This window comes from Massilia violaceinigra (assembly GCF_002752675.1).
In the GTDB taxonomy this organism is placed as follows: Bacteria; Pseudomonadota; Gammaproteobacteria; order Burkholderiales; family Burkholderiaceae_D; genus Telluria_A; species Telluria_A violaceinigra.
On record NZ_CP024608.1, the window covers coordinates 1,443,375 to 1,464,114 of the forward strand.

Below are 20,740 nucleotides of genomic sequence, written 5' to 3' on the forward strand. Positions count from 1 at the left end.
GCTTTGCTTCTACTTATAATCCTCATGAAATGAAAAATATGATGTTAAAAAAATCGCTATATCTGTTGACCGCCTTGGCCTGTGCGTCATCGACCGCACTTGCTGTCGTGCCGACCAATAACCAGGAAGAACTGGCTTTGATCGACTTGCAGATGTCTAGCTTCGAACGGTCGCCGCCGGCGCATCCACGCTTCGTGCGCGGCGCCCAGGGAGAAAGTATTGTCGCTGCGGCCAGGGGGGGGCGCGATCCCGCCGTCAAGGTGATCGCCGACCGTATTGCACGCTGGCCCACATCACGTATCTCGACGGACGGCTTGACGGCGCTTAAGTCGGATATGACGATGGACCTGTGGAATCACGAGAAAGACAAGATGAGCCTGCATTTCGAGGCGATCGCTGAAGCAGCGTTTCTGTTTTACCTTGATCCAACCAAAGCAGCGCTTTTAGCGGATTTGCGCAGCCGGATTCAGCTTTTTGGGCCGGCAATTGTCGCCCGTGGATGTAGTGATGACATTTACTTTAGCCGTGAATACATGCGCCAGTTTGCGCTAGCCTACGATTTTGCAGGCCAGAACCTTGCATCCGGTGACGTGGTCATCATTAAAGACGTGATGAAGGCATGTGCGGCGAAATTACCTGGGTTGCTCACGACGCTGCAGAACCACCCGGATTACGCACTGGGTTTTAATGCGCTGGGGAAAATGTCGGCCGCGCTTCTGCTGGTGCGGGGCGACGCTGCCTTTGTCGATCTGTCCGCCGAAGACCATCGCAGGGCATTGAAAGCGTATATTAACCGCTTGCCGAGCTGGGGTGGGACAGATTACCTGTCCGATGGCGGCTATTCGAACGGTTCCTCCTACTTCCTGTACGATACCAGCGAGTCCGTCGCCATTTGGGATACGTTTGCGCGCGTGCTGGATTATCCGATCTACGAAAAGCCTTACGTCAAAAATCTGCCGAACTTTCTGCTATATAACGTTCCGCCTAATTCGCCAGCGGGCGTTTTCGGCGACGGAGCTGAAGTGGACCGTCGTGCCGGTGGCGAGACGCTGTATCTTACCTATCCAATCGTGACACGCTACACCGGTTCGGCCAATCCGGGGATCGCCACGCTGAGCCAGTGGTATCTCAAGAAAAACAACGGTGCGGGCGACCAGGGTCGTTTGAGCTATTTGTTTAGTCCACCGGAAAGCGCGGCGAGCCCCGCCTCGCCAACGAACATACTGAGCAAGAATTTTTCCTCGGTCGGCGTGGCGGCTTTTCATACTTCTTTTAATGACGTGAACCGAGCCTCGCTATATTTCCGTAGCGGCCCAATGGGTTCGTCGAATCACGCCCACCACGATCACAACAGCTTCCTCCTCTATAACAAGGGTCAGGTCCTGGCGATGACCAGCGGCAGATACGAATCCACAACGGAATCTCATTGGGGCGGTTACTACAAGAAGACGATGGCGCACAACGCGATTACCTACAATGACGGCCAGGGCCAGGAGCTGGTTGGCGGCTCGGAAGGTACCCGCTCGGAAAAGGGGGAGATTAGCTATTTCAACCCTAACCCTGATGCGAACGGTCTGTCGACTTCCCCGCGCGGCGTCAAGTATGACATCGTGAAGGGCAATGCGCTTAACGCCTACGGGACAGCGAATTTGTCGCGCGCCGAACGGACCATGATTTTTGTGCGTCCGTCGACGATCGTGATTTTCGATCAGCTCCGGAGCGCAAACGCAAACAAGAAATGGGAATACAATTTGCACACGCCGGTTACGGGTAAACCGGTCGGCGACGAGTATAAGTTCGAGACGGTGCCAGGCACGAGCATGTGTGTAAAGGTAATGTCGCGCAGTCCTTTGATTCGTTCGGAAAAAAGTGGCACGGACAGCTTTGGCACGGACAGCCTGGGCAGCTTCCCTCCGAAGACGCCAGTGACCCACTTCTGGAACAAGTTCGCCTACGCGAATCCCACGCTTGACGGTCTGTTCGTCTCCGTTATCCGGCTCGATTGTTCTCCCACGCCGATTGCCAACGTTGCCTTTTTCAGCGGGATCACCAGCGTTAATGTTGGCAATTTCGATGTATCGCTCACCGACGCTGGCGTACTGCAAGTGAAGTAAGCATCTCGAACCCCGGCTTGGTCGTGTGCCCTATTGGTATGGGCACCAATGCGCGATGGGAAAACTCAAAATCGGCATAGGCTCTGCACAGCGGGAGTCACTACCCATGGTAATCCCGCCATTTTTTGAGCGCGCTACAAGTAGAGGTTAAGCTGCCAGAGCAAATTTCTGTTTGAGCGTAATGACTCCCAGTGCCATATTTGGCCGGTCGTGATTGTAAGTCCATAGCCAGCGCGTAGCGAAGTCCTGAATCTGGGTTTGAGGCGCAACGGAGCGGAATGCCGGTTCAAGCTTCATTAGCGACTTGCTGGGTTTCGTGAACAAAAAAGGGCGGCTGAAAGGCCGCCCTTTCTCTTGTTTATCGCTTCGAAGCAGGCGCTCTGAGTATCGATATGAGGGCGGTACTGAAGTACTCCCATCCAAGCATGTAGAAGCCGGCGACGAAGGTCCTCAATGGGGCCATAGCGGCAGCGGCTGCAGTCCACCCTGCGGGGTCGGGCGGCGGTTGCTCCGCCTTTATTCGTGCGCGGGTTCACTATCACGGCTCGCGCAAGCCGCGCCGTAGCTGGATCGCCTCGGAAATGTGTTCGGCAAGAATGACCGGCGCGTCGCCCAGGTCGGCAATGGTGCGCGCCACTTTCAGCACCCGGTGATACACGCGCGCCGACCAGTTCAGGTGCAGCATGGCCTTGCGCAGCAATAGTTCGCCGGATTGGTCGAGGCGGCAATGGCGCTCAACCTCCCCCGTGATCAGCGCCTGGTTGGGCTTGCCCTGGCGCGCAAGCTGGCGCTGGTGGGCCAGCGCCACGCGCGCGGCGATCACGCTGCTCGCTTCCCCATCGGCATCGGCCAGCAGGGTGTCCGGCTGCAGCGCCGCCACTTCGATCTGGATATCGATGCGGTCGAGCAGCGGCCCGGAAATGCGGCCCTGGTAGCGCAGCACCGCGTCGCTGGTGCAATCGCACTTGCCGGACGGGTGGCCGAGAAAGCCGCACGGGCAGGGGTTCATCGCGGCAATGAGCTGGAAGCGCGCCGGAAAATCGGACTGGCGCGCCGCGCGCGAAATCGTCACCCGGCCCGATTCCATCGGCTGGCGCAGCACTTCCAGCACGCGCCGGTCGAATTCCGGCAGCTCATCGTCCATTATAGCTAGCATAATATTCGATCGGTCAGAAATTTCTTTTAAAATCAAACGCTTGTAGTCAATCTAATGACCGCTTCATTAGTCGGGACTGGTGCCAGCCTGCGCCACACACGGGTCGCGTACATGAATCAAGCCAGATAGCTCTTTGTAGTGGTAGATCCAATAGCTACTACGGTCTAGGATTTCGCGTGCCTCGCAGGTGACGCAGAACCCAGAGCCGCTTTGATCGAAACTTGACCGTGCCATGATGCCGGTATTGATCAGCGCTTTCCTACATTTCTAACGCAATTTTAACTCTGCGTGACTATCCGATCAAATGATCTTTCCTGTCAGATCCCCCTAAACTGTACCAAACCCGATCAAACCGGAATAAGTTTGTTGTCATTTGGAACTTCATAGTACACTTCACTTTAGATCTGCAATCTTGGAGATTTAATTTATTTGGAAGCTGATATGGACGACCGCTGGCTCTCTGTAGATGAAATTGCCGACTATCTTGGTGTTGCCAAAGACACAATTTATAGCTGGGTGACCACAAAAGGTATGCCTGGGCACAAGGTCGGACGCTTCTGGAAGTTCAAGAAAGAAGACGTGGATGCCTGGGTGCGAGAGGGCGGTGCGGCCGCCAGCAGTGATGACTTTAACGACAAGGAGCCCCGCAATGCCTAAGCAGCGCTCCGCACAGGATAACAATGATATGAACGACCTCGAACACGAAACCCCAGCGCCTGAGAGCGCACTCGACGAGGGCAAAGTCTTCGACTACATCACTGGCAATCCAGTGAAGGACAGCGATAAGGAGCAAGTTCGCCAGCGCATCGCGCGCGCCATCATCCATGAGTATGGAATCGCTGCCGAAGATATGGAGCCTGACTTTAAGGTGAAGGTGTTAGGCAAGAACCGCAAGATCGATATCGCCATCTTTAAGCCTGGTCGAATGCACACAGTCGACAACCTCTACCGTGCCGTGGTGGTTGAAAAGGAGCCAAAGATCGGCACCAAGGGTGCCTATCGAATGCGCGATCCGGAAGAGGCGCGCAAAGAGTTTGATGTGCTGGAAACCGTGATGGCCGAAGTCAATAGTTGCGACTACGGCTTGTGGACAAATGGCCTGGAGTTTTTCTTCTTTAAGAAAGAGGTCACCCGCTTTGACACTAAGTTCAAGCCCATCGGCGATTGGCCCTTGGGCGATGACACTTTTAGCGTGGAAGGTCACTCCATGGGTCGCCTGCGTCGCGCCGACCCGGTCATGTTGCGCATTGCATTCCGCCGTTGCCACAACTACATTCACGGCAACGAAGGGATGCCCAAAGATGCTGCTTTCTGGCAGTTTCTGTACCTCATTTTTTGTAAGATGTACGACGAACAGCAACCCAACGACGCACGTCGTTTTTGGGTGGGGCCGTTCGAGCCGTTTGAACCGGCCGGTCGTGAGCAAATCCGCCTGCGCATCAAGCCGCTTTTTGACGCGGTAAAGAAGAAGTACGGCAGTCTGTTTAAGGGCAATGAAGAGATTACATTGTCCGACCGGGCCTTGGCCTTTATTGTGTCCGAACTGGCCCGGTACGATTTTGGCCGCACTGACGTGGACGCCAAAGGCACTGCGTACCAAGAGATCGTTGGCACGAACCTGCGCGGAGATCGCGGCCAGTACTTCACGCCGCGTGGCGCCATAAGTCTTGTGGTCAAAATGCTTGCGCCGAAGGAGCATGAGCGCGTACTTGATTCGTCCTGCGGCACGGGTGGATTCTTGGTTGAGACCCTCAACTACCTGAACAAAGCGTTTCACGAAGAAAAGCGCATTAAGGCGGGCGACGAGAACACGGAAGAGTTCATCTCCATCCGCGACCGGCTCGCTAACTATGCAGCTAAGAACCTGTTTGGCGCTGACTTCGACCCGTTCCTGGTCCGCGCCGCACAGATGAACGTGATGATGGCGGGTAATTCATTGGGTAGTCTCTATCACATGAATTCGCTGGAGTTCCCAGCCGGGCATTTACCCGGCGTCCAAGCTGCGAAAGAGACCATCCCGCTTGGCACCATCGATGTTTTGATGACCAATCCTCCCTTCGGCTCAGACATCCCGGTCACTGAAAAAACCATACTAGAGCAGTACGAACTGGCCCGCCGTTGGGAACGACAAGGTGAGGGTTTTGTGATGACCAACGCTATCAAACCTGCGGTGTCTCCCGAAGTGCTGTTCATCGAACGTTGTGTCAAGTGGCTTAAGCCGGGTGGCCGGGCAGGCATCGTGCTGCCTGATGGCATCTTGGGCAATCCTGGTGATGAATTCATTCGGTATTGGATTCTTCGCCACTGCTGGGTTTTAGCCAGCATCGACCTGCCAGTAGAGTCCTTCATCGTGGAGGCGAATGTCAACATACTGACCAGCTTGCTCTTCCTGAAGCGCAAGCCCTCAGAAGTAATCCAAGCGGAAGATCTGGGCCAGAAGAAGGATTACCCCGTGTTCATGGCGGTGGCTGAAAAGGTAGGCTTTGACCGCCGTGGCAACACCCTTTATAAGCGTCACCCAGACGGTGAAGAAATTCTTGTGGATGTCAGCCATGAAGAGAAAGTGCGCATCGGTGGCGGCCTGCAAGTGCGCACGTTGCACCGCAAAGAACGCATTCTCGACGACGACCTGCCTGAAATCGCCAAGGCCTACGCAGCGTTCCGCGCTCAACATCCGGAGCCCAACAAGTGATCACGCGACTGGAAGCCACACGCTATCGCTGCTTTGAACGCCTCGGTGTTGATGTCGGCGAGTTTCGCGTTCTCGTCGGCGCCAATGGCTCTGGCAAGACCACCCTCCTTGATTTGCCCGGTCTACTCGGCGACCTATTGGATGCCAAGTATGTAATCGATGCATTCGTGCCGCGACGTCGCAAGTCGTCGGAGCGAAAAGCTCGCGCAAGTAGCCTAAGAGAACTAGTTTTCGCTGGTCGGGGAGATGACTTTTCCTTCGCCATCGAGGCGAAATTGCCGGAGGCAGTTCAGTCAAGGCTCGTCGAAGGCATGTTTCAACGATTGAGTAAGGCCCAACGGCAAAAGACTCAGTCCGCGCTGGACATCGATAAGAAGCGCTGGCCTTCACATATCAGGTACGAGCTAGGGCTTAGAGTTTCTGAAGATCGCGAACTTCATGTTGTTCAGGAGTACCTTTTCGTCTTCCCCGAGAACTTCAAACCGAGTCGCACGGAGCCCGGATACCAGGGCGTTCGCGTGGGCGAGCGGGGAAGCAAGGGTTGGCGAATGATTCTACAGCGCGAATTTGGCCAAACGGCTGAATTTACGCCAGAAGTGCCGCCGCCAGGCGCGCGAACTCGCTCCACAAAAGTCGGAATTGGCAATACCTTGCTAGCAATGCCTCGAATGCTTTTTGAATCAGAGCATGAGTTTCCCGCGTCACGTTGGTTACACAGTCTGCTCACCACTGAAACAGTGTTTCTTAATCCGGATTGGGAGGAGATGCGGTTCGCCTGCCCGCCAGGGCAGCCGAAAACCATCACATCCGACGGTCGGAATGCGCCGTGGCTCGCGTTGGAGTTGATGCGCGAGGGCGCACCGCAAGATGCGGGTGCCGACTACCGCAGCGAGCGCTATGCCGATTGGGTTGCGCACGTGCAAACCGCGCTCCCGCAGGTAATGGACGTGGAGGTGCGCGAGCGCGAAGACGATCATCATGCCTACTTCGTTGTCAGCTACAAAGGCGATTTCCAAGTGCCATCCCCCGGCTTGTCGGACGGCACCTTGCGCATCCTTACACTGACGCTGTTGCCCTACCTCAGCAAGCAGCCCGCTATTCTGGTGACTGAGGAGCCGGAGAACGGCATCCATCCGCGCGCCATCGAAGCCGTCTTGCAATCGCTCTCATCCATGTACGACAGCCAAGTATGGGTGTCGTCGCATTCACCCGTGGTGCTAGCCCGTGCCAAGCTGAACCAGTTGTTGTGTGCCCGGCTGGCCAATGAAGGCGGTGTCGAGATGGTTGCTGGCACAGATCACCCTCGTTTGCAGGAGTGGCGTGGTGGCATTGATCTTGGGAGTCTATTCGCAGCGGGGGTATTGGGATGATAACCAAACGACCCTGCGTCATTTTGGTGGCCGATAGCAACATGGCAGCTACCTTCCGTGGCTACTTTAAGCGGGATGGTTGGTACCTGAGCCTCGGCTGTGCACCATTTGAAATCAATACCGATGTGGGCGCCGACCTATTAGTGGATGAAGGCGGCAATGACCCTGGCGTGTACACGAAGGGCCACGAGCTACTGCGCCCCTACCAAAACAGCCACCATCGCGCCCTCGTGGTGCTGGATTGCGAATGGGGCGGCTCGCCTCGCAAGGACGCCATCATTGCCCATATCACGGCTAACCTAATCGCCAGCGGCTGGGCTGAGTATGCGGTCAAGGTGATTGCGATCGATCCGGAGTTGGAAAACTGGCTGTGGCAGGACAAGCCGCAGGTTGCAGACGTGCTTCGCTACAAGGGCGACAAGTCGCTGCGGCAACATCTGTCTGATAGTGGATGGTGGCCGGCTGACGCCGCTAAGCCACCGCGACCGAAAGAGGCCGCTGAGTGGGTGCTGAAGCAGACCCGGCAACCTCGTTCTTCCGCAATTTACCAAAAGCTGGCTGAGCACATATCGATTAAAGGGTGTACAGACACGGCCTTTGTCGAGCTGCATACCGCACTTCAGCAATGGTTCCCTCAGGAGGCGGCGGCATGAGTAACCCGAATTGGAAAATTGTTCGCTCCGCTTGGCTGCAAGAAGGTGGCCGCCGACTCGATTGCAACCCGTATATGTCGGGAGCGCTGGAGGCGCGGGACACATTGAATCGATTGCCTCTGACGGAAAGACTTTCAGATGTCACAGATCGAATCTTTCATGCAGGACGAGAGGCAAGACTTTGGGTGGAAGATGCCTCGTACGGCACAGCATTTATGGGTAGCTCAGATATTCGGATGTCCGACTTTTCCGCCTTACCGTTAATCTCCAATCGGCAAGTCCGGCGAAATCCATTGTTCACCTTGCGCTCAGGGTGGACGTTGATCACCCGCTCCGGGACCATTGGGCGGATGGCATATACAAGGCCAGACATGGATGCTATGGCGTGCTCTGAGCACGTGCTACGAGTCGCTCCCGATGCGCAACGTATTCCACCAGGCTATCTCTATGCCTTCTTGTCTAGCCGCTATGGTGTGCCTCTAGTGGTTTCGGGGACTTACGGCGCGATCATTCAGCACATTGAGCCCGAGCACATCGCTGAATTGCCGGTGCCGCGGTTCGAGCCAGGCTTCGAGCAAGAAGTGGGGGAAGCCATCGACGCTGCTGCGGCCGAGCGCGTTGCGGCATCTATGCATCGTCGCGCCGCGCTTGCGCTTTTCCAGGCCAAGATTGAATGGAGCCAACACACCGGCCCTGCGGCTGGTACTCCCATGGCATCGTCACTACGCGGGCGAATGGACGCCTTCCACTATTCACCGAATGTTGAGGCAGGTCGAGCCTCGTTAGCCGCCCATTGCGGTGTTCGGCTGGGCGATAAAGTGGAACGAGTCTTTGAACCCAATCGAGGCTCTCGGCTGAAGGTCACCGACCCTGCCTTTGGCGTTCCCTTCCTGTCATCCTCTTCCGTGTTCGAGTTGAATCCCAGCGCAGAGTATTTGGTTTCGCGATCACTGACACCGCATCTAGAAGGACTATTGCTATCGGATTGCGATGTGTTGATTCCGCGTAGTGGTCAGCTTGGCGGGATCATCGGCCGTGCGGTATTGCCCTTGCCAATGAACGTCGGTCAGGCTGGAAGTGAGCACCTGGTTCGCGTTCGGTGTCATTCGCCCTCAGATGCCGGTTACCTTTGGGCTGTTTTGGCATCCGAGCCAGGGTACTGGGCGCTGATCGGTACGGCATTTGGATCATCCATTCCTAGTCTTGATTCGTCATTGGTCAGTGACCTAACCGTTCCATGGCTGCCTGAGCTGGATCGTCAAGAGATCGGATCACGTGCTGAAAAAGCGGTCGTCGCGCAGAACAAAGGCAACGAATTGGAAGCAGCAGCCGTTGCGATGCTAGAAGAAAAAATTCGGAAGGAAAGCTGATGGCAAAGGTGATCCCAGTAGGCCAGCCGGTCAACGATGCGGAGCGCAACGCCATCGCTTACCTTCGGGATCGCCTACCAGAAAGTTTTGTCCTGCTCCATAACTTCGAGATTGAGCGCCACGGTGAACGCTTCGAGATCGACATCGCGCTGTTGACCCCGCATGCCCTTTACCTGATTGACGTGAAGGGCACGCGCGGCACCATCGACGTGTACGGCAACAAGTGGTATCCCGAGGGGCGCGCTCCGTATCCCTCGCCGCTGGGCAAGTTGCGAAGCCACGCCCGCACCGTGAAGGGCTTGGTGACCCAGGCCAATCCCGGACGTCATGAGCTGGACGGCATCTATGTAGATGCCGCCATCCTGCTCACCGCGCCTGATGCACATTTGAACGATCGCGAGCAACTTGACGCGGACCGGGCAGTCAAACTGAAGGACGCTGAGCGTTACTTTAAAGACGCGACGCGCATCCCTGCGCGCTTCTCCAAGAACATCCTGCAGCAGCAGGGACTCATCCTGCATGCGTTAAAAGTGGTGAAACCTGCTTCCGCCGTGCAGCGGTTCGGTCACTGGCAAGTAACAGAAAAGCTCGGGGCAGCAGAGGCTTATACGGAGTTCCGTGCCGAGAACGCGTTCGCGGGTGGCACGGCCCGCCTGCGGGTGTACCGAGCTGACCCCTATCAACCTGAAGATGTGCGTAAGGCGCAGGTCAACCGCATTACCAATGCCTATCGGGCACTTTCCAAGCTGCCGCTGCACCCCAACATTGTGGCGGCGCGGGACTTCTTCCCAACCGATGACGATAAGTCGTTCATCCTGATCCTGGATGATGCACCCGGTCAAGCGCTGACGGTACACATGGTCCGACCTCAACTGGCGCTGACGCTGGACCAGAAGTGGCGAGTCGCCAAGGACCTGTTGGCAGCTTTGGCCCATGCGCACCACTACGGCGTGGTTCATCGCAACCTCACGCCAGGTGCGATCTTGATCGGTCAGGACGGCACCACACGCATCACCGACTTCGATTTCGCCAAGCCTGGCGCCGACCGCACCCTGACAATAGCGCCAGACATTGTTGAACTCGTGGAAAAGGCCTATGTAGCCCCGGAGGCATTCCGCGAGCCGGGTGCGGCATCCACGGCGTCGGACATTTTTTCCGCCGGTGTCATCCTCTATGAGCTGTTCACTGGGGAGCGTCCGTTCGCAGGCGATCCCACAACGGTGTGGGATCGAGCGGGCGAGTTTTTGAACAAGCCCTCTGCGCTGCGACCTGAGCTGAACGAAACTTTTGACGGTTGGCTACAGAGCCTGTGCGCATTTGACGAACACAAGCGCTTGACCGCCACCGCCGCGCTGGCGACATTGAACGCCATTCTACAACCGGCACCCCAGCCACATACTGGGCCAATTGAAGTGCTGAAGCTTGAACCGGTTGAAGCGGCAGAACAAGCACTCGTCGATTACTTGAACCTTGCAGCAGGCTACCGGCTGACTCACAAGTTCATCGTCGAGAAGAAGCTGGGGAGAGGCAGTTTCGGCGTGGTCTACAAGGTGATCGATACCTTAGGGGATGTAGCACGCACGGTGAAGCTTATCGTCAGCGACCGGCACTCGACCCTGGACCGATTAAAGAAGGAATATCGCCACCTGGTGCAGATTCCGGAACACCCTCACGTGGTACGGGTGCTGGATGCGGATGTGATCCCTGGCCATGACATCCCTTTCCTTGTGTTTGAGTATGTGGAAGGCTCAGACGTTGGCGACATGATCCAGGATCGCCTCCTGTCACCCGAGGACGCGCTGGAACTAGGCAAGCAGGTGATGGAAGGACTGGTACACCTGCATGCGCACGGCTTCCATCACTGCGACATTAAGCCCCGTAACCTGCTCTGGACCCACAAGGGCGCCAAGATCATCGACTTCAATGTCTCGGTTCGAGCAGATGATAAAGAGTCGCGCGGTGGTGGCTCACGACGCTATCTGCCCCCGGACTTTGACCCCGAGGTCATTCCACACAACGGAGAGCGCGCGGACCGTGATCTCTATGCCTTGGGCCTGACCCTTTATGAGGCACTGACATCCCGGTACCCCTGGGACACGACCGAGCCGCCCATCAACAAGCCAGCGCCCGACCCGCGCGATTTATCGGGTTTTGACGACTTAGCCTCAGAGCTGGTGAACGTGGTGTTGAAGGCAATTGCCCCGCGTCGGACTGAGCGTTATCACACCGCCGTTGATTTCCGGGATGCGCTGGCAGAGGTGCGCCACGCGCGGCGCATTCAAAGCGGCAGCCTGACAGCCATGGCGACGGCGGTCAGCAGTGGGCAAGCCGTTTTGACCGAACCCGCTTTGAATAGAAATGCTTTTGTGTCGCACCTGCTGACGTTATATAGCCAGAGCAGCCGTAGCAATGCGGGCACGCGGGGCATGGACGCGCTGGGCTTCTCCGCTTACGTGGACACAGCGCTGGATCGGGCCTTGTTACCCGCTGTGCTGCAGGGTGAATTTCGATTGGTGCTGATCTCGGGGAATGCAGGTGATGGCAAGACGGCCTTCTTGCAGCGCCTGGAGAAAGAGGTTGAAGCCCGGGGCGGCTCAGCCAATCGAGGCCTGCCCAATGGCAGCGAGCTGCTCCTGGCGGGCAGGCGCTATTTGATCAACTACGATGGCAGCCAGGACGAGGGCAACAAAGACAACAACCAGGTTTTGTTGGATTTCCTGGCACCGTTCAAAGGCAACGACGCGACATTGTGGAAGCCAGCTGAGACCAGGCTGATCGCGATCAATGAAGGCCGATTGGTGGACTTTCTGGCGACCCATGAGATAGGCTTTCCCGCATTGACGGCGCTCGTTCGGAGGGCGTTTTCGAGCGGCGAGGCAGAATCTGGTGTGGCGGTGGTAAACCTGAACAGGCGCAGTGTGGTAGCCGACGCTGAAGGCGGTTCAATTCTGGAGCGCACGCTGCAAAGCATGGTACAGCCCAAGAATTGGTCCGCTTGCGAACAATGTGTCCTGCAGGACAGTTGCTACGCCTTGCACAACGCACGCAGCTTCCAGGACGAAATCGCCGGCCCGCGCTTGCTAGAGCGCCTCAAGATGCTTTACACCATGGCGCACCTTCGCGGGCGCTTGCACATCACGATGCGCGACCTGCGCTCGGCTCTGTCCTTCATGTTGATCGGGAACCGCGACTGTGCCGAGATACATGCGCTGTACGCGGCTGGGAAACATGATGACGTGGCGCGCAGCTTCTACTTCAATAGCTGGATGGGTGCCGAACAACCCACCTCAGACCGGCTACTGACGTTGCTTAGCGATCTTGATGTCGGCAAGCAGGAAGACCCACGCTTCGACCGTGGGTTGGACTTTGTGCAACCTGACGACCGGGCCTTGTTCCGTTTTGAGCGCCGGAGGCAGTTCGACTTCGAGATATTGAAACGGCTATTCGCCGATCTTCCGCGTGGACTATCTGATTCTTCCGTTCGCCAGCGCGCCCGAAAGCACCGGGCATACGTCGCAATGGCTCGCCGCAAGCACTTCTTTGAACGGCGCGACCCTAGCTGGGAAAAGATGCTGCCTTATCGCTCCGCCAAGCGCATGGTGGAGATCGTTCGCGGGGAAACGCCCATCGAAGAACTCACCAGCGAAATCTTGCATGCGATCAACCGCGGTGAGGGACTTCAGCGACCCGAGCGCCTGGGGGCCAGCTTGGCCTTGCAGTTGCGCCAGGTCGAACACGGCACGGTTCGAAGTTACCGGCTCTTCCCTACGGAAGGCTTCGATCTGCAAGTGCAAGACTTTGCGGCAAAGGCGCGCTTCGTTGAGCACCTGCCGACAGGCCTGCTGTTGAAATATGAAGGGCAAGGCGTGGGCGCGATCACAAGCGAGTTGATCATCAACCTGGATGTGTTCGAGATGCTGGTACGCCTCAACGAAGGCTATCGGCCCAGTGTCGAGGAAATGCAGGGTTTCTATCTTTGCCTCGGCGTATTCAAGAATAGTCTGAACGCACAGCCCTATCGGGAAATTCTGCTGACCACAACGGGACACGACTTCTTTCGCTTGGCTCGCCATGACGATGGCCGCCTGGAGATCCGTTTGCTGCAGGGTCCAGTAGTGAGTAGTGGCGGAGCAGTCGTTAAAAACGGCGTCAAGGGGAACTGATGGCATTGCAGAAGAAGGACAGGGAGTTTCGCCTCCCGAAAATTAGCTATCTCGATTTCAAGACGATCGAGATGGACCGGGTACTCACAGGGCTGTTCGAGCGCCTTGAGCATGGCGGCTATCCGAGCGTCTTCCGGGACAAGCGCGAGTTAACCGTGGACAAATTCGTGGATGACATCCTCGACGCTAGCGACAAATTCTTGGGCTTCAGGCAGCACCGAGACATAGTGGAGCGTTGGGTCGAAACCCACCTGATGGACATTGTGAATCGAGGCAAGAAAAACGCGGCCGTGGCTGGTCCGCGCCCCTTGCATGGCTATACTTACCGCTTTCGCAATCCGAAACACTCGCGAGACTATGGCGCTTCCCAGCATCTCTACCAGATGCTTCATCACGCTCGAAACCTTACAGGTCACAAGGCAATCGAGCATCTAAAGAGCTTCTTCTTCGACGGGTTCGACAAGCTCACGCGAGAGTTGAACGAGAAAGCGCTGACCGACATTGAGACTGCCACGCTGCTGCATTTCCTTTCTCAGCGAAAAGACACGGCTGATACACGTGCTGGAGGCGACCGCTTCGCGCCGGTTTGCATCGGATCGGCTGACTTGATGGCCGAGGACGTTCAGCGATTGCTTTTCTATAAACCCTTTATGCCACGCTCGGTGATGGTGGAATATCTTAAGGTCCTGTTGTCGTTCCACTTGGCCCTTTATCACCTGCGTCTCATGAAATTGCTGCCTGCTTGGCAGAAGCTGGAGGGTGCAAATTCCCTCTGCGCCGAATCGACGTGCCCAATGAAGCCCCGCGAACAACGCGATCCGCAGGGTGACTGCCCTTACAAGCTCGGTCTATATGTTGATCTCTCCGGCAGCGCGAGTTCTGCAACGGCGACGCTGGCTGAGCGAAGCGCCGACGGGTATTACCGGCGTATTCCTAGTTTTGTCCGTGCGTACTTCGTCGCGAAGAAGCTGGACGAGTTCTCAGAGCACCTGGTCAGACGTGGAAAGCTGATCCGCCCTTTGAACGCGGTATTTTCCGTTGGCCAGCTATACGGGTTGCAAGGCGAGCCTTTTGCGGAGGAGCGGAACAAGTTTTTCGGCGAACGACTTTCCGGACTGTTGGAATCCCTGGCTGAGGGGGGGGCTGGCTTAGATGCGGAGGTAGAGGCGATTACCAAAATGGGCCTCCCGGATTTTGATACTTACATTGAGATTCTGGTGGCCCTTCGTGGCGCCTTCCATCGGAAGTACATCGTCGAGTCACTGGATGCCACGATGCTCAAGAACAAGTCGGGAGCGCTGCTCGCACAAACTCGCGCGCGAAATGCCCCCCGGCGATTTGTTTTAGAAAGCCGCTTGCTTGAAGTTCTTTTGCAGATTGCCGTCCTGCGGCCCGGTGGTGATCAAGGCTATTTCACGGGGGAGATGCGGATCGATGAGTTGATGTCGTTTCTGCGTGAGCGTTACGGCATTCATATTGACCAGCTGCCGCCCGGCGAAGGCTTCAGCACGCCAACTATCGAGGAGCGCAAGGCGCTAAGGAGCAACGTACAGGCCTTCACCGGACGCCTTCGCGAAATTGGTTTCTATCGAGACCTTTCCGATGCATACGTGACACAAACCGTCGTGCCGCGCTATGTAATCGCGGAACACGCGGAGGGAGCAAGCACATGAGCCAAGGATTACGTGAACTCACCACCCAGGAGCTGAACGCCGCGCTGGAAACGGTACTGCTGCCGAAGCTTTCTAAGCTTTTGGCGACTCGCGATCTCGGGCATTGCATGCGGGTCACGGACCTTGACCGTGAGCTGATGATTCGCTTGGCCGGCGGTCTTCGTGCTGCAGTTCCTTCGGCTAACGTTGTGGTTCTTGCAGATGACAGCCTCCGTGCTCTGGCACCAGATTTAGCGGTTAGCAGTACCAAGCTTGTGGAACTCAGAAATCCGCTGCCTAACGAAGAGCTTCGGCCGCCGCTGCTCGTGTTTGTGCCGAACGACCTGCGGGCATCAGCTGAGGACTCATTCGGGGTTGCGACGTTTGAAGAGGTGTCAATTGATGGAGCCTATGCCGAGCTGAATGCGCTTCTAATTTCACAGGTTCCAGCCGATGTGAGAGTTGCCGTGGAAGCTTGCCTAGGTGAGCTGCGCCGAGGCGAGACCCGTTGGCGATATGCCGACGATGCCGCAGTTGCGCGGTATCTGCTGACCTGCAAGGTCAATGATTTTGAGCAGGATGCCATGGGCGCAGCGCTGTGCGAGTTCGCTCTGATACCTGACTTTGAGCTGTACCAGCAAGCTGAGCGAGCACCCGCTCGTGTGGCGCGTAATCGCGAGTGCGTCGAACGCATCACTTGGTCTACAAAGACCGAGCGCGTTCGAGCGCTGGAGCTAGGCTTGCTTGAGCCTCTGTTCTGCAAGCAATTGGGCGAGTTTTTCTCGCGGGTGGGTGTTGCCAATCCCAAGGAATGGACGCAGCTGATTGTCCGCGACCGGGTGCATTGGCCTCTCGCGTTCAACAAATGGCATTTTGCGGATGGTGGTGTCAATCCGGACGCCGTCTATATTGGTGATGTAGTCTTGCCAGATTTGCCAGTGGTGAAGGAAGATAACGAGGATCCTCGCTTGGCTGAGCTGATTGGCCACAAGGTGCTGCCTATCTCAAAGACTGGGCTGAAGAAGTTCAGCGTGTCTTTCCGTGTCGATCCCGTTCCATCTAAAGTCGAGGGCTTGTCCCGCTTTGTAGCAGAGGTGGTTTCGCGCGACAATGGTCCGACCGGGCTGCGGCGGCGTAAAGCGGCATGGGCCAAAGGTATGGATTCAGGGGTGATCGCCTTTTCGTCGATTGGTAAGACCGACTGGGAAGAGGGTTGGCATTTCGTTCGGGTGTATGCAGAAACGGAGGACGGTGACCGAATTCCACTGGCTGACGGCGAAGGCAATCCGGTGCGCTTTAACAACGATGCATCGGAAACACACGCCAGCGCCAATGAGAGCGATCTTTTCTATGTTGTTACAGATGAAGAGGTCGAGGTAGAGCCGCCGCAACGCGCGGTGCCACGGGATTCCAGTTTAATGCACGCGTTGCTGCGCGCACGTTTCGCTGCGGTGTCTCAGGATCGTGATCCCGGTTCTGTCTCGATCACTGGTTGTGCATGGGTCGAACGAGGCAGTAAAGCTGCGACAACCGCTGAGACTCTGGAGATTCGGCTGGGCAAGGAAGGTAAAGCGAACGTCTTGGTGTCTGGTGTGCTGGCCAGCCTTGAGCGTGCCTTTCTTAGTGATCCAGATGGTCTCAACCGATTGAAGTTGTCGGTCAGTGCCTCAGGAGTCGCCACACGCTCAACGATGTCCTTCGTATGGCCCAGCTCAGAAGAGGTGGCGCGCTTCAGGGAAGCTCGGGCGGCGCTCTTTGAAGCCGTTCTACAGGGCGATCAGCGACTGATCATGCAGGCAAGTGACCTTCTTCAGCTGCAGGAGCCCGCGCAAAACTACGCTGCTGCTTACTTAGCTTGGATTGATGCCGTACTGGTCCGATCCAGCTCGAGCGATGCGGCTGTGGCGCGCCAAGCAATGGATGAACTACGGTGTGCGTTGACCATTGATTCGGTGGCGTTGGTCCTGGAAGATTATCAAGGCAGACGCCGAGACGCTGTGCTGCTGGGGCCAACGCATCCGCTGCGCTCAACTTGGCATGCCGCGTGGGGCCAGCTCGGACAGACCTGGATGGAGCGAAGTCGAATGAGCAGCCGCGAGTTCGTGGTTCCGACCCGTGATGCTGTGATCAAGCAGCTTGCCCCCGCAGCTTTTCCTCCGGTACTCCCCTTCGGTGAGGAACTGGGGCGCTCGGCTCTTGCCGTTGACAATATCAATCCATTCTGGGCGCTGTATGCTGCGACCGATGAGAAGGACCCTCGGGGCTTAGTTGGAGAGGTGTGTGCGGCGCTTGGTCTTCAGGAGCCTGCCATCGGCGGTGCAACCATCGACAGCGCCTATTTGGCGTCGCGTGTTCAGCGATATTTGATTCAGCATCCCTATGTTGAGACCTTGACGATCAATGCCTTCAACGCCGGGAGAGCGGGGGCATTAGCTGATGTTCTATTGGCACTGCAGCGTCATTCTGAGTTTTCCGATCTTCGGTACGACGTTCGGCTGTTCGTACTTGACCCTGCCGTCCCATCGACCGGGGAAGCTCTGTTGGAACTTTTGGCGCCAGACTCGGGCACCAGTGCGAAGGAGGCAGATGCGTTTTCAACGCCAACAGACAGCCATTTGCACCCGAAGTTGCGATTGGCGGTCCGGGCCATCAAGGAATTCCGAGACGCCCCAGACTCGCATGCTGCGCACCTGTCGTTCCTATTTGACCTGTTCCCTGCCGAGGAAATTAGAGCCGTAGACGTGCGAGAATCGGATGATTCCTCATTCGTACATGGCCTAATTCAGCCCTTTAAGGTGGATTATTTAGAGGACGAACAATCCATTACGTGGCTTCGGCGCCCCCTACACGGTATCGCTCAGCCGCTGGAGGGAGCTGAAGCCTTGTCCGACCTTATGGGCGGTATCTCCCGCGCGGTATCGATTGCCGTGGCTGCGGTCGCCCGCAGCCAGTATCTTCCGCACGCGCGCCCCGTGGTTGCGCTAAGCTTGTCAGCTGACGAGCGCGCAATGCTTCATCAAGTTCACGAGGTCAGCGATTGGGTGATCACGATTGATCGAAATCTTGGCATCGAGTTCTTTGATCATCGTCGACATTCCAATCGGCCCGACTATCTTATCGATCACTCGCCCGACATGGCCAATGCGATGAGCCATCGGTTGGCGATTACTTCGCGCTCGGTGGCGGAGCTGGAGTCTTTATTGGTTCCCATCCTAGGCGAGTATGGTTTGCCGAACACTGGCCGCCATGCCTTGGCGATGTTGGATCAGTTGCGCTCACTGTCTGGTCGTTTGGCCCTGAAGTTACTCTCCTCCTCGTCGCAACGAGCTGAGGCAATGGGACTTGCACTCTCTCGTTTGTTCCTGGAACATCAAGGCGTTTTTCAAAACCAAGTGGTCGTGCCGTTGGATGCACATTTGGAGCTGTACAAGGCATTCCGGCAGAACGCCGAAGAGTTGGGGGACGACGTCAACTTCCGGCGAACTGATCTGGCACTGTTCGATCTAGATCCGTCCAGTCGCGTGATAACTTGTCGATTAGTAGAGGTGAAGTGCTACAGCCAGGTTGGTGATGTTGGTGCCTATACCCAATTGAAGGCGTCCATTGCTGAGCAGATAGCACAAACGGAACAAGTAATCGCTTACCACTTCGACCCTAAGCGCGCTGAAGTGGACCGTCCTGATCGCCCGATAAAAAACCGGGATTTAGCGGCATTGCTGGCCTTCTATTTGGATCGTGCGGAGCGGTATGGCATCGTTCTCCCCGAGGCAGCAGAAGAAGCGCAATATTTTTTGCGTCGCCTTGATGAGCGTCCCTACACGCTGATGTTTACGCGAAGTGCGGTGGTGTTTGATTTCAGCAAGCCCGGAACCGAGCCCGCCGAGCACGAGGGTGGCATCGAGTACTATCGAATTGGCAGCGACCTAATTCGGCAGCTCGTTGAGTCTGCTGTTATTGAGACCGAGAGCATAGCCAGCCTGCAGACTGCCCGGTCCGTAGATACGGCTCGGGAAGTCACGCACGAGCTTCTGCGCCGCCGGGAGTTGGCACCAGCAGTTCCGACCTTTGAGACCGCAGCCTTCCTCAGCCCGCACCGCGATCGTACGTTGGCTTGGGATGACGGCCGGCATGCCACATACCGCCCTCTCAAAGTCGTTCCCGCCCCCCCGGTGGGCGAATCAGCGCCTGACGTGTTTGTACCCCCTTTGGTGGTTGCTTCTACCCAGTCGCCAATCGTCAAACGCGAATCAACACCATCCGCTCTGGATGAGAAAACGAGAGATCAGGGTCCGCTGGCGAATGACAGTTTTGCTAAACGGCCTGCCAACGTCGTGCCCTTGACTCCACCTATCGTGGCAGAAGATGCTCCGGTTCCTTACGACATTATGCTCGGTGCTACTGGCCTGACGCCTCAGTACGGCCTGCTAGGAGAAGTTTCCGGGCGCAAGGTTGCGCTAGACCTCAATCAAACCCACACCATTAGCTTGTTCGGTGTCCAGGGTGGAGGGAAGAGCTATACCCTAGGCAGCATTGCAGAGATGGCCTCTTTGGCTATCCCTGGTATCAACTGCCTGCCCGAGCCATTGTCTACAGTGATCTTCCACTACAGCCCAACCATGGACTACAAGCCCGAGTTCACGTCAATGGTTGGAGCTAATAGGGTCGAGGATCAGGTCCGCGCGTTAAAGGAAATATACGGGGCGGAGCCAAAGGCGCTTGCAGATGTCTTGCTACTTGTGCCTGCAGACAAGATTGAAGAGCGGCAGATCGAGTATCCCGATATCGAGGTTTTGCCGTTACAGTTCTCTGCATCAGAGTTGAAGGCGTCGCACTGGAAATTCTTAATGGGTGCGGTGGGCAATCAGGCCACCTATATCCGTCAAATCATGCGCATCATGAAGGCAATGCGCGATGACATCAGCTTGGATGGACTGCGTGCAGGAATCGAGGCCTCATCGGTTCCTGAGCACCTGAAAGAGCTTGCCCGGATGCGCCTAGACTTAGCTGCGGAATACATCAACGACTCCACCTCGCTAACTGACGTGGTGAAGCCGGGACGTTTGATCATCGTGGACCTTCGTGACGAATTCATCGAGAAGGATGAGGCACTCGGATTGTTTGTAGTGCTCTTACAGTTGTTTGCAGAGGCACGGATCAACGGGCGCAGCTTCAACAAGTTGGTGGTATTCGATGAGGCTCACAAGTATATTGAGAGCCCCGACTTGGTTGCCGGACTGATCGAGGTGGTTCGCGAAATGCGGCATAAAGGTGTAAGCATATTGGTGGCCAGCCAAGACCCGCCTTCTGTTCCCGTGAGCCTAATCGAATTGTCCACCCAGATCATCATGCACAAGTTCAACTCGCCAGCGTGGCTGAAGCATATTCAGAAGGCCAACGCTGCGCTGGGTAACCTGACGCCTGAGCGAATGGCTCTGCTAAGGGCGGGGGAGGCGTACGTGTGGTCCAGCAAGTCAACCGATGAGTCTTTCTCGAAGGGGGCCGTCAAACTGAGGTGTCGGCCTCGTGTGACTCAACACGGTGGAGCAACGCGAGTGGCCGTAAACGAATGA

Annotated in this window: 9 protein-coding genes and 1 pseudogene; 9 read left to right on the forward strand and 1 reads right to left on the reverse strand. The window is 56.5% G+C overall.

What is annotated here, in order from left to right:
- The first annotated feature begins 38 nt into the window (after positions 1 to 38).
- Positions 39 to 2,114, forward strand: coding sequence for a heparinase II/III domain-containing protein (locus tag CR152_RS06530; protein WP_167399870.1), 2,076 nt, complete (start codon positions 39 to 41; stop codon positions 2,112 to 2,114).
- A 538-nt stretch (positions 2,115 to 2,652) separates the two neighbouring features.
- On the opposite strand, the pseudogene CR152_RS06535 reads toward CR152_RS06530, so the two are convergent.
- Positions 2,653 to 3,252 (reverse strand): annotated as a pseudogene (locus CR152_RS06535) (ATP-binding protein); the annotation flags it as partial.
- A 459-nt stretch (positions 3,253 to 3,711) separates the two neighbouring features.
- Between CR152_RS06535 and mads1 the strand changes: the two are divergent.
- Genes mads1 through mads8 form a run of 8 tightly spaced genes read left to right on the forward strand, consistent with a single transcriptional unit; the run spans position 3,712 to position 20,740 of the window.
- Positions 3,712 to 3,927 carry a methylation-associated defense system helix-turn-helix domain-containing protein MAD1 gene (gene mads1 / locus CR152_RS06540; protein ID WP_099874182.1) on the forward strand — a complete coding sequence of 72 codons (216 nt, stop codon included), beginning with the start codon at positions 3,712 to 3,714 and terminating at the stop codon, positions 3,925 to 3,927.
- On the forward strand, positions 3,920 to 5,962 hold the full coding sequence (gene mads2 / locus CR152_RS06545) for a methylation-associated defense system DNA methyltransferase MAD2 (RefSeq protein WP_099874183.1): 2,043 nt from the start codon (positions 3,920 to 3,922) through the stop codon (positions 5,960 to 5,962). Before mads1 ends, mads2 begins: the two co-directional genes overlap by 8 nt.
- Positions 5,959 to 7,332 carry a methylation-associated defense system AAA family ATPase MAD3 gene (gene mads3, locus CR152_RS06550; RefSeq protein ID WP_099874184.1) on the forward strand — a complete coding sequence of 458 codons (1,374 nt, stop codon included), beginning with the start codon at positions 5,959 to 5,961 and terminating at the stop codon, positions 7,330 to 7,332. The genes mads2 and mads3 overlap by 4 nt, the downstream gene beginning before the upstream one ends.
- The gene (gene mads4 / locus CR152_RS06555; RefSeq protein WP_099874185.1) at positions 7,329 to 7,985 is read left to right on the forward strand and encodes a methylation-associated defense system protein MAD4; all 657 of its coding nucleotides are present in this window, start codon (positions 7,329 to 7,331) and stop codon (positions 7,983 to 7,985) included. The genes mads3 and mads4 overlap by 4 nt, the downstream gene beginning before the upstream one ends.
- Entirely contained in the window at positions 7,982 to 9,355 is a 1,374-nt protein-coding gene (gene mads5 / locus CR152_RS32700; RefSeq protein ID WP_157778351.1) for a methylation-associated defense system restriction endonuclease subunit S MAD5, read from the forward strand. Before mads4 ends, mads5 begins: the two co-directional genes overlap by 4 nt.
- Positions 9,355 to 13,518 (forward strand): methylation-associated defense system protein kinase MAD6, encoded by a 4,164-nt coding sequence (mads6, locus tag CR152_RS06565; RefSeq protein ID WP_099874187.1) that lies wholly within the window; start codon positions 9,355 to 9,357, stop codon positions 13,516 to 13,518. Before mads5 ends, mads6 begins: the two co-directional genes overlap by 1 nt.
- On the forward strand, positions 13,518 to 15,191 hold the full coding sequence (gene mads7 / locus CR152_RS06570) for a methylation-associated defense system protein MAD7 (RefSeq protein ID WP_099874188.1): 1,674 nt from the start codon (positions 13,518 to 13,520) through the stop codon (positions 15,189 to 15,191). Before mads6 ends, mads7 begins: the two co-directional genes overlap by 1 nt.
- A complete protein-coding gene (mads8, locus tag CR152_RS06575; protein ID WP_099874189.1) occupies positions 15,188 to 20,740 on the forward strand; it encodes a methylation-associated defense system ATP-binding protein MAD8 in 5,553 nt (1,850 codons plus the stop codon). Before mads7 ends, mads8 begins: the two co-directional genes overlap by 4 nt.

Coding starts and splice junctions, on each gene's coding strand:
- mads2 (WP_099874183.1), top strand. CDS start 3,920: ATGCCTAAGCAGCGCTCCGCACAGGATAACAATGATATGAACGACCTC.
- mads5 (WP_157778351.1), top strand. CDS start 7,982: ATGAGTAACCCGAATTGGAAAATTGTTCGCTCCGCTTGGCTGCAAGAA.
- mads8 (WP_099874189.1), top strand. CDS start 15,188: ATGAGCCAAGGATTACGTGAACTCACCACCCAGGAGCTGAACGCCGCG.
- CR152_RS06530 (WP_167399870.1), top strand. CDS start 39: ATGATGTTAAAAAAATCGCTATATCTGTTGACCGCCTTGGCCTGTGCG.
- mads6 (WP_099874187.1), top strand. CDS start 9,355: ATGGCAAAGGTGATCCCAGTAGGCCAGCCGGTCAACGATGCGGAGCGC.
- mads1 (WP_099874182.1), top strand. CDS start 3,712: ATGGACGACCGCTGGCTCTCTGTAGATGAAATTGCCGACTATCTTGGT.
- mads4 (WP_099874185.1), top strand. CDS start 7,329: ATGATAACCAAACGACCCTGCGTCATTTTGGTGGCCGATAGCAACATG.
- mads7 (WP_099874188.1), top strand. CDS start 13,518: ATGGCATTGCAGAAGAAGGACAGGGAGTTTCGCCTCCCGAAAATTAGC.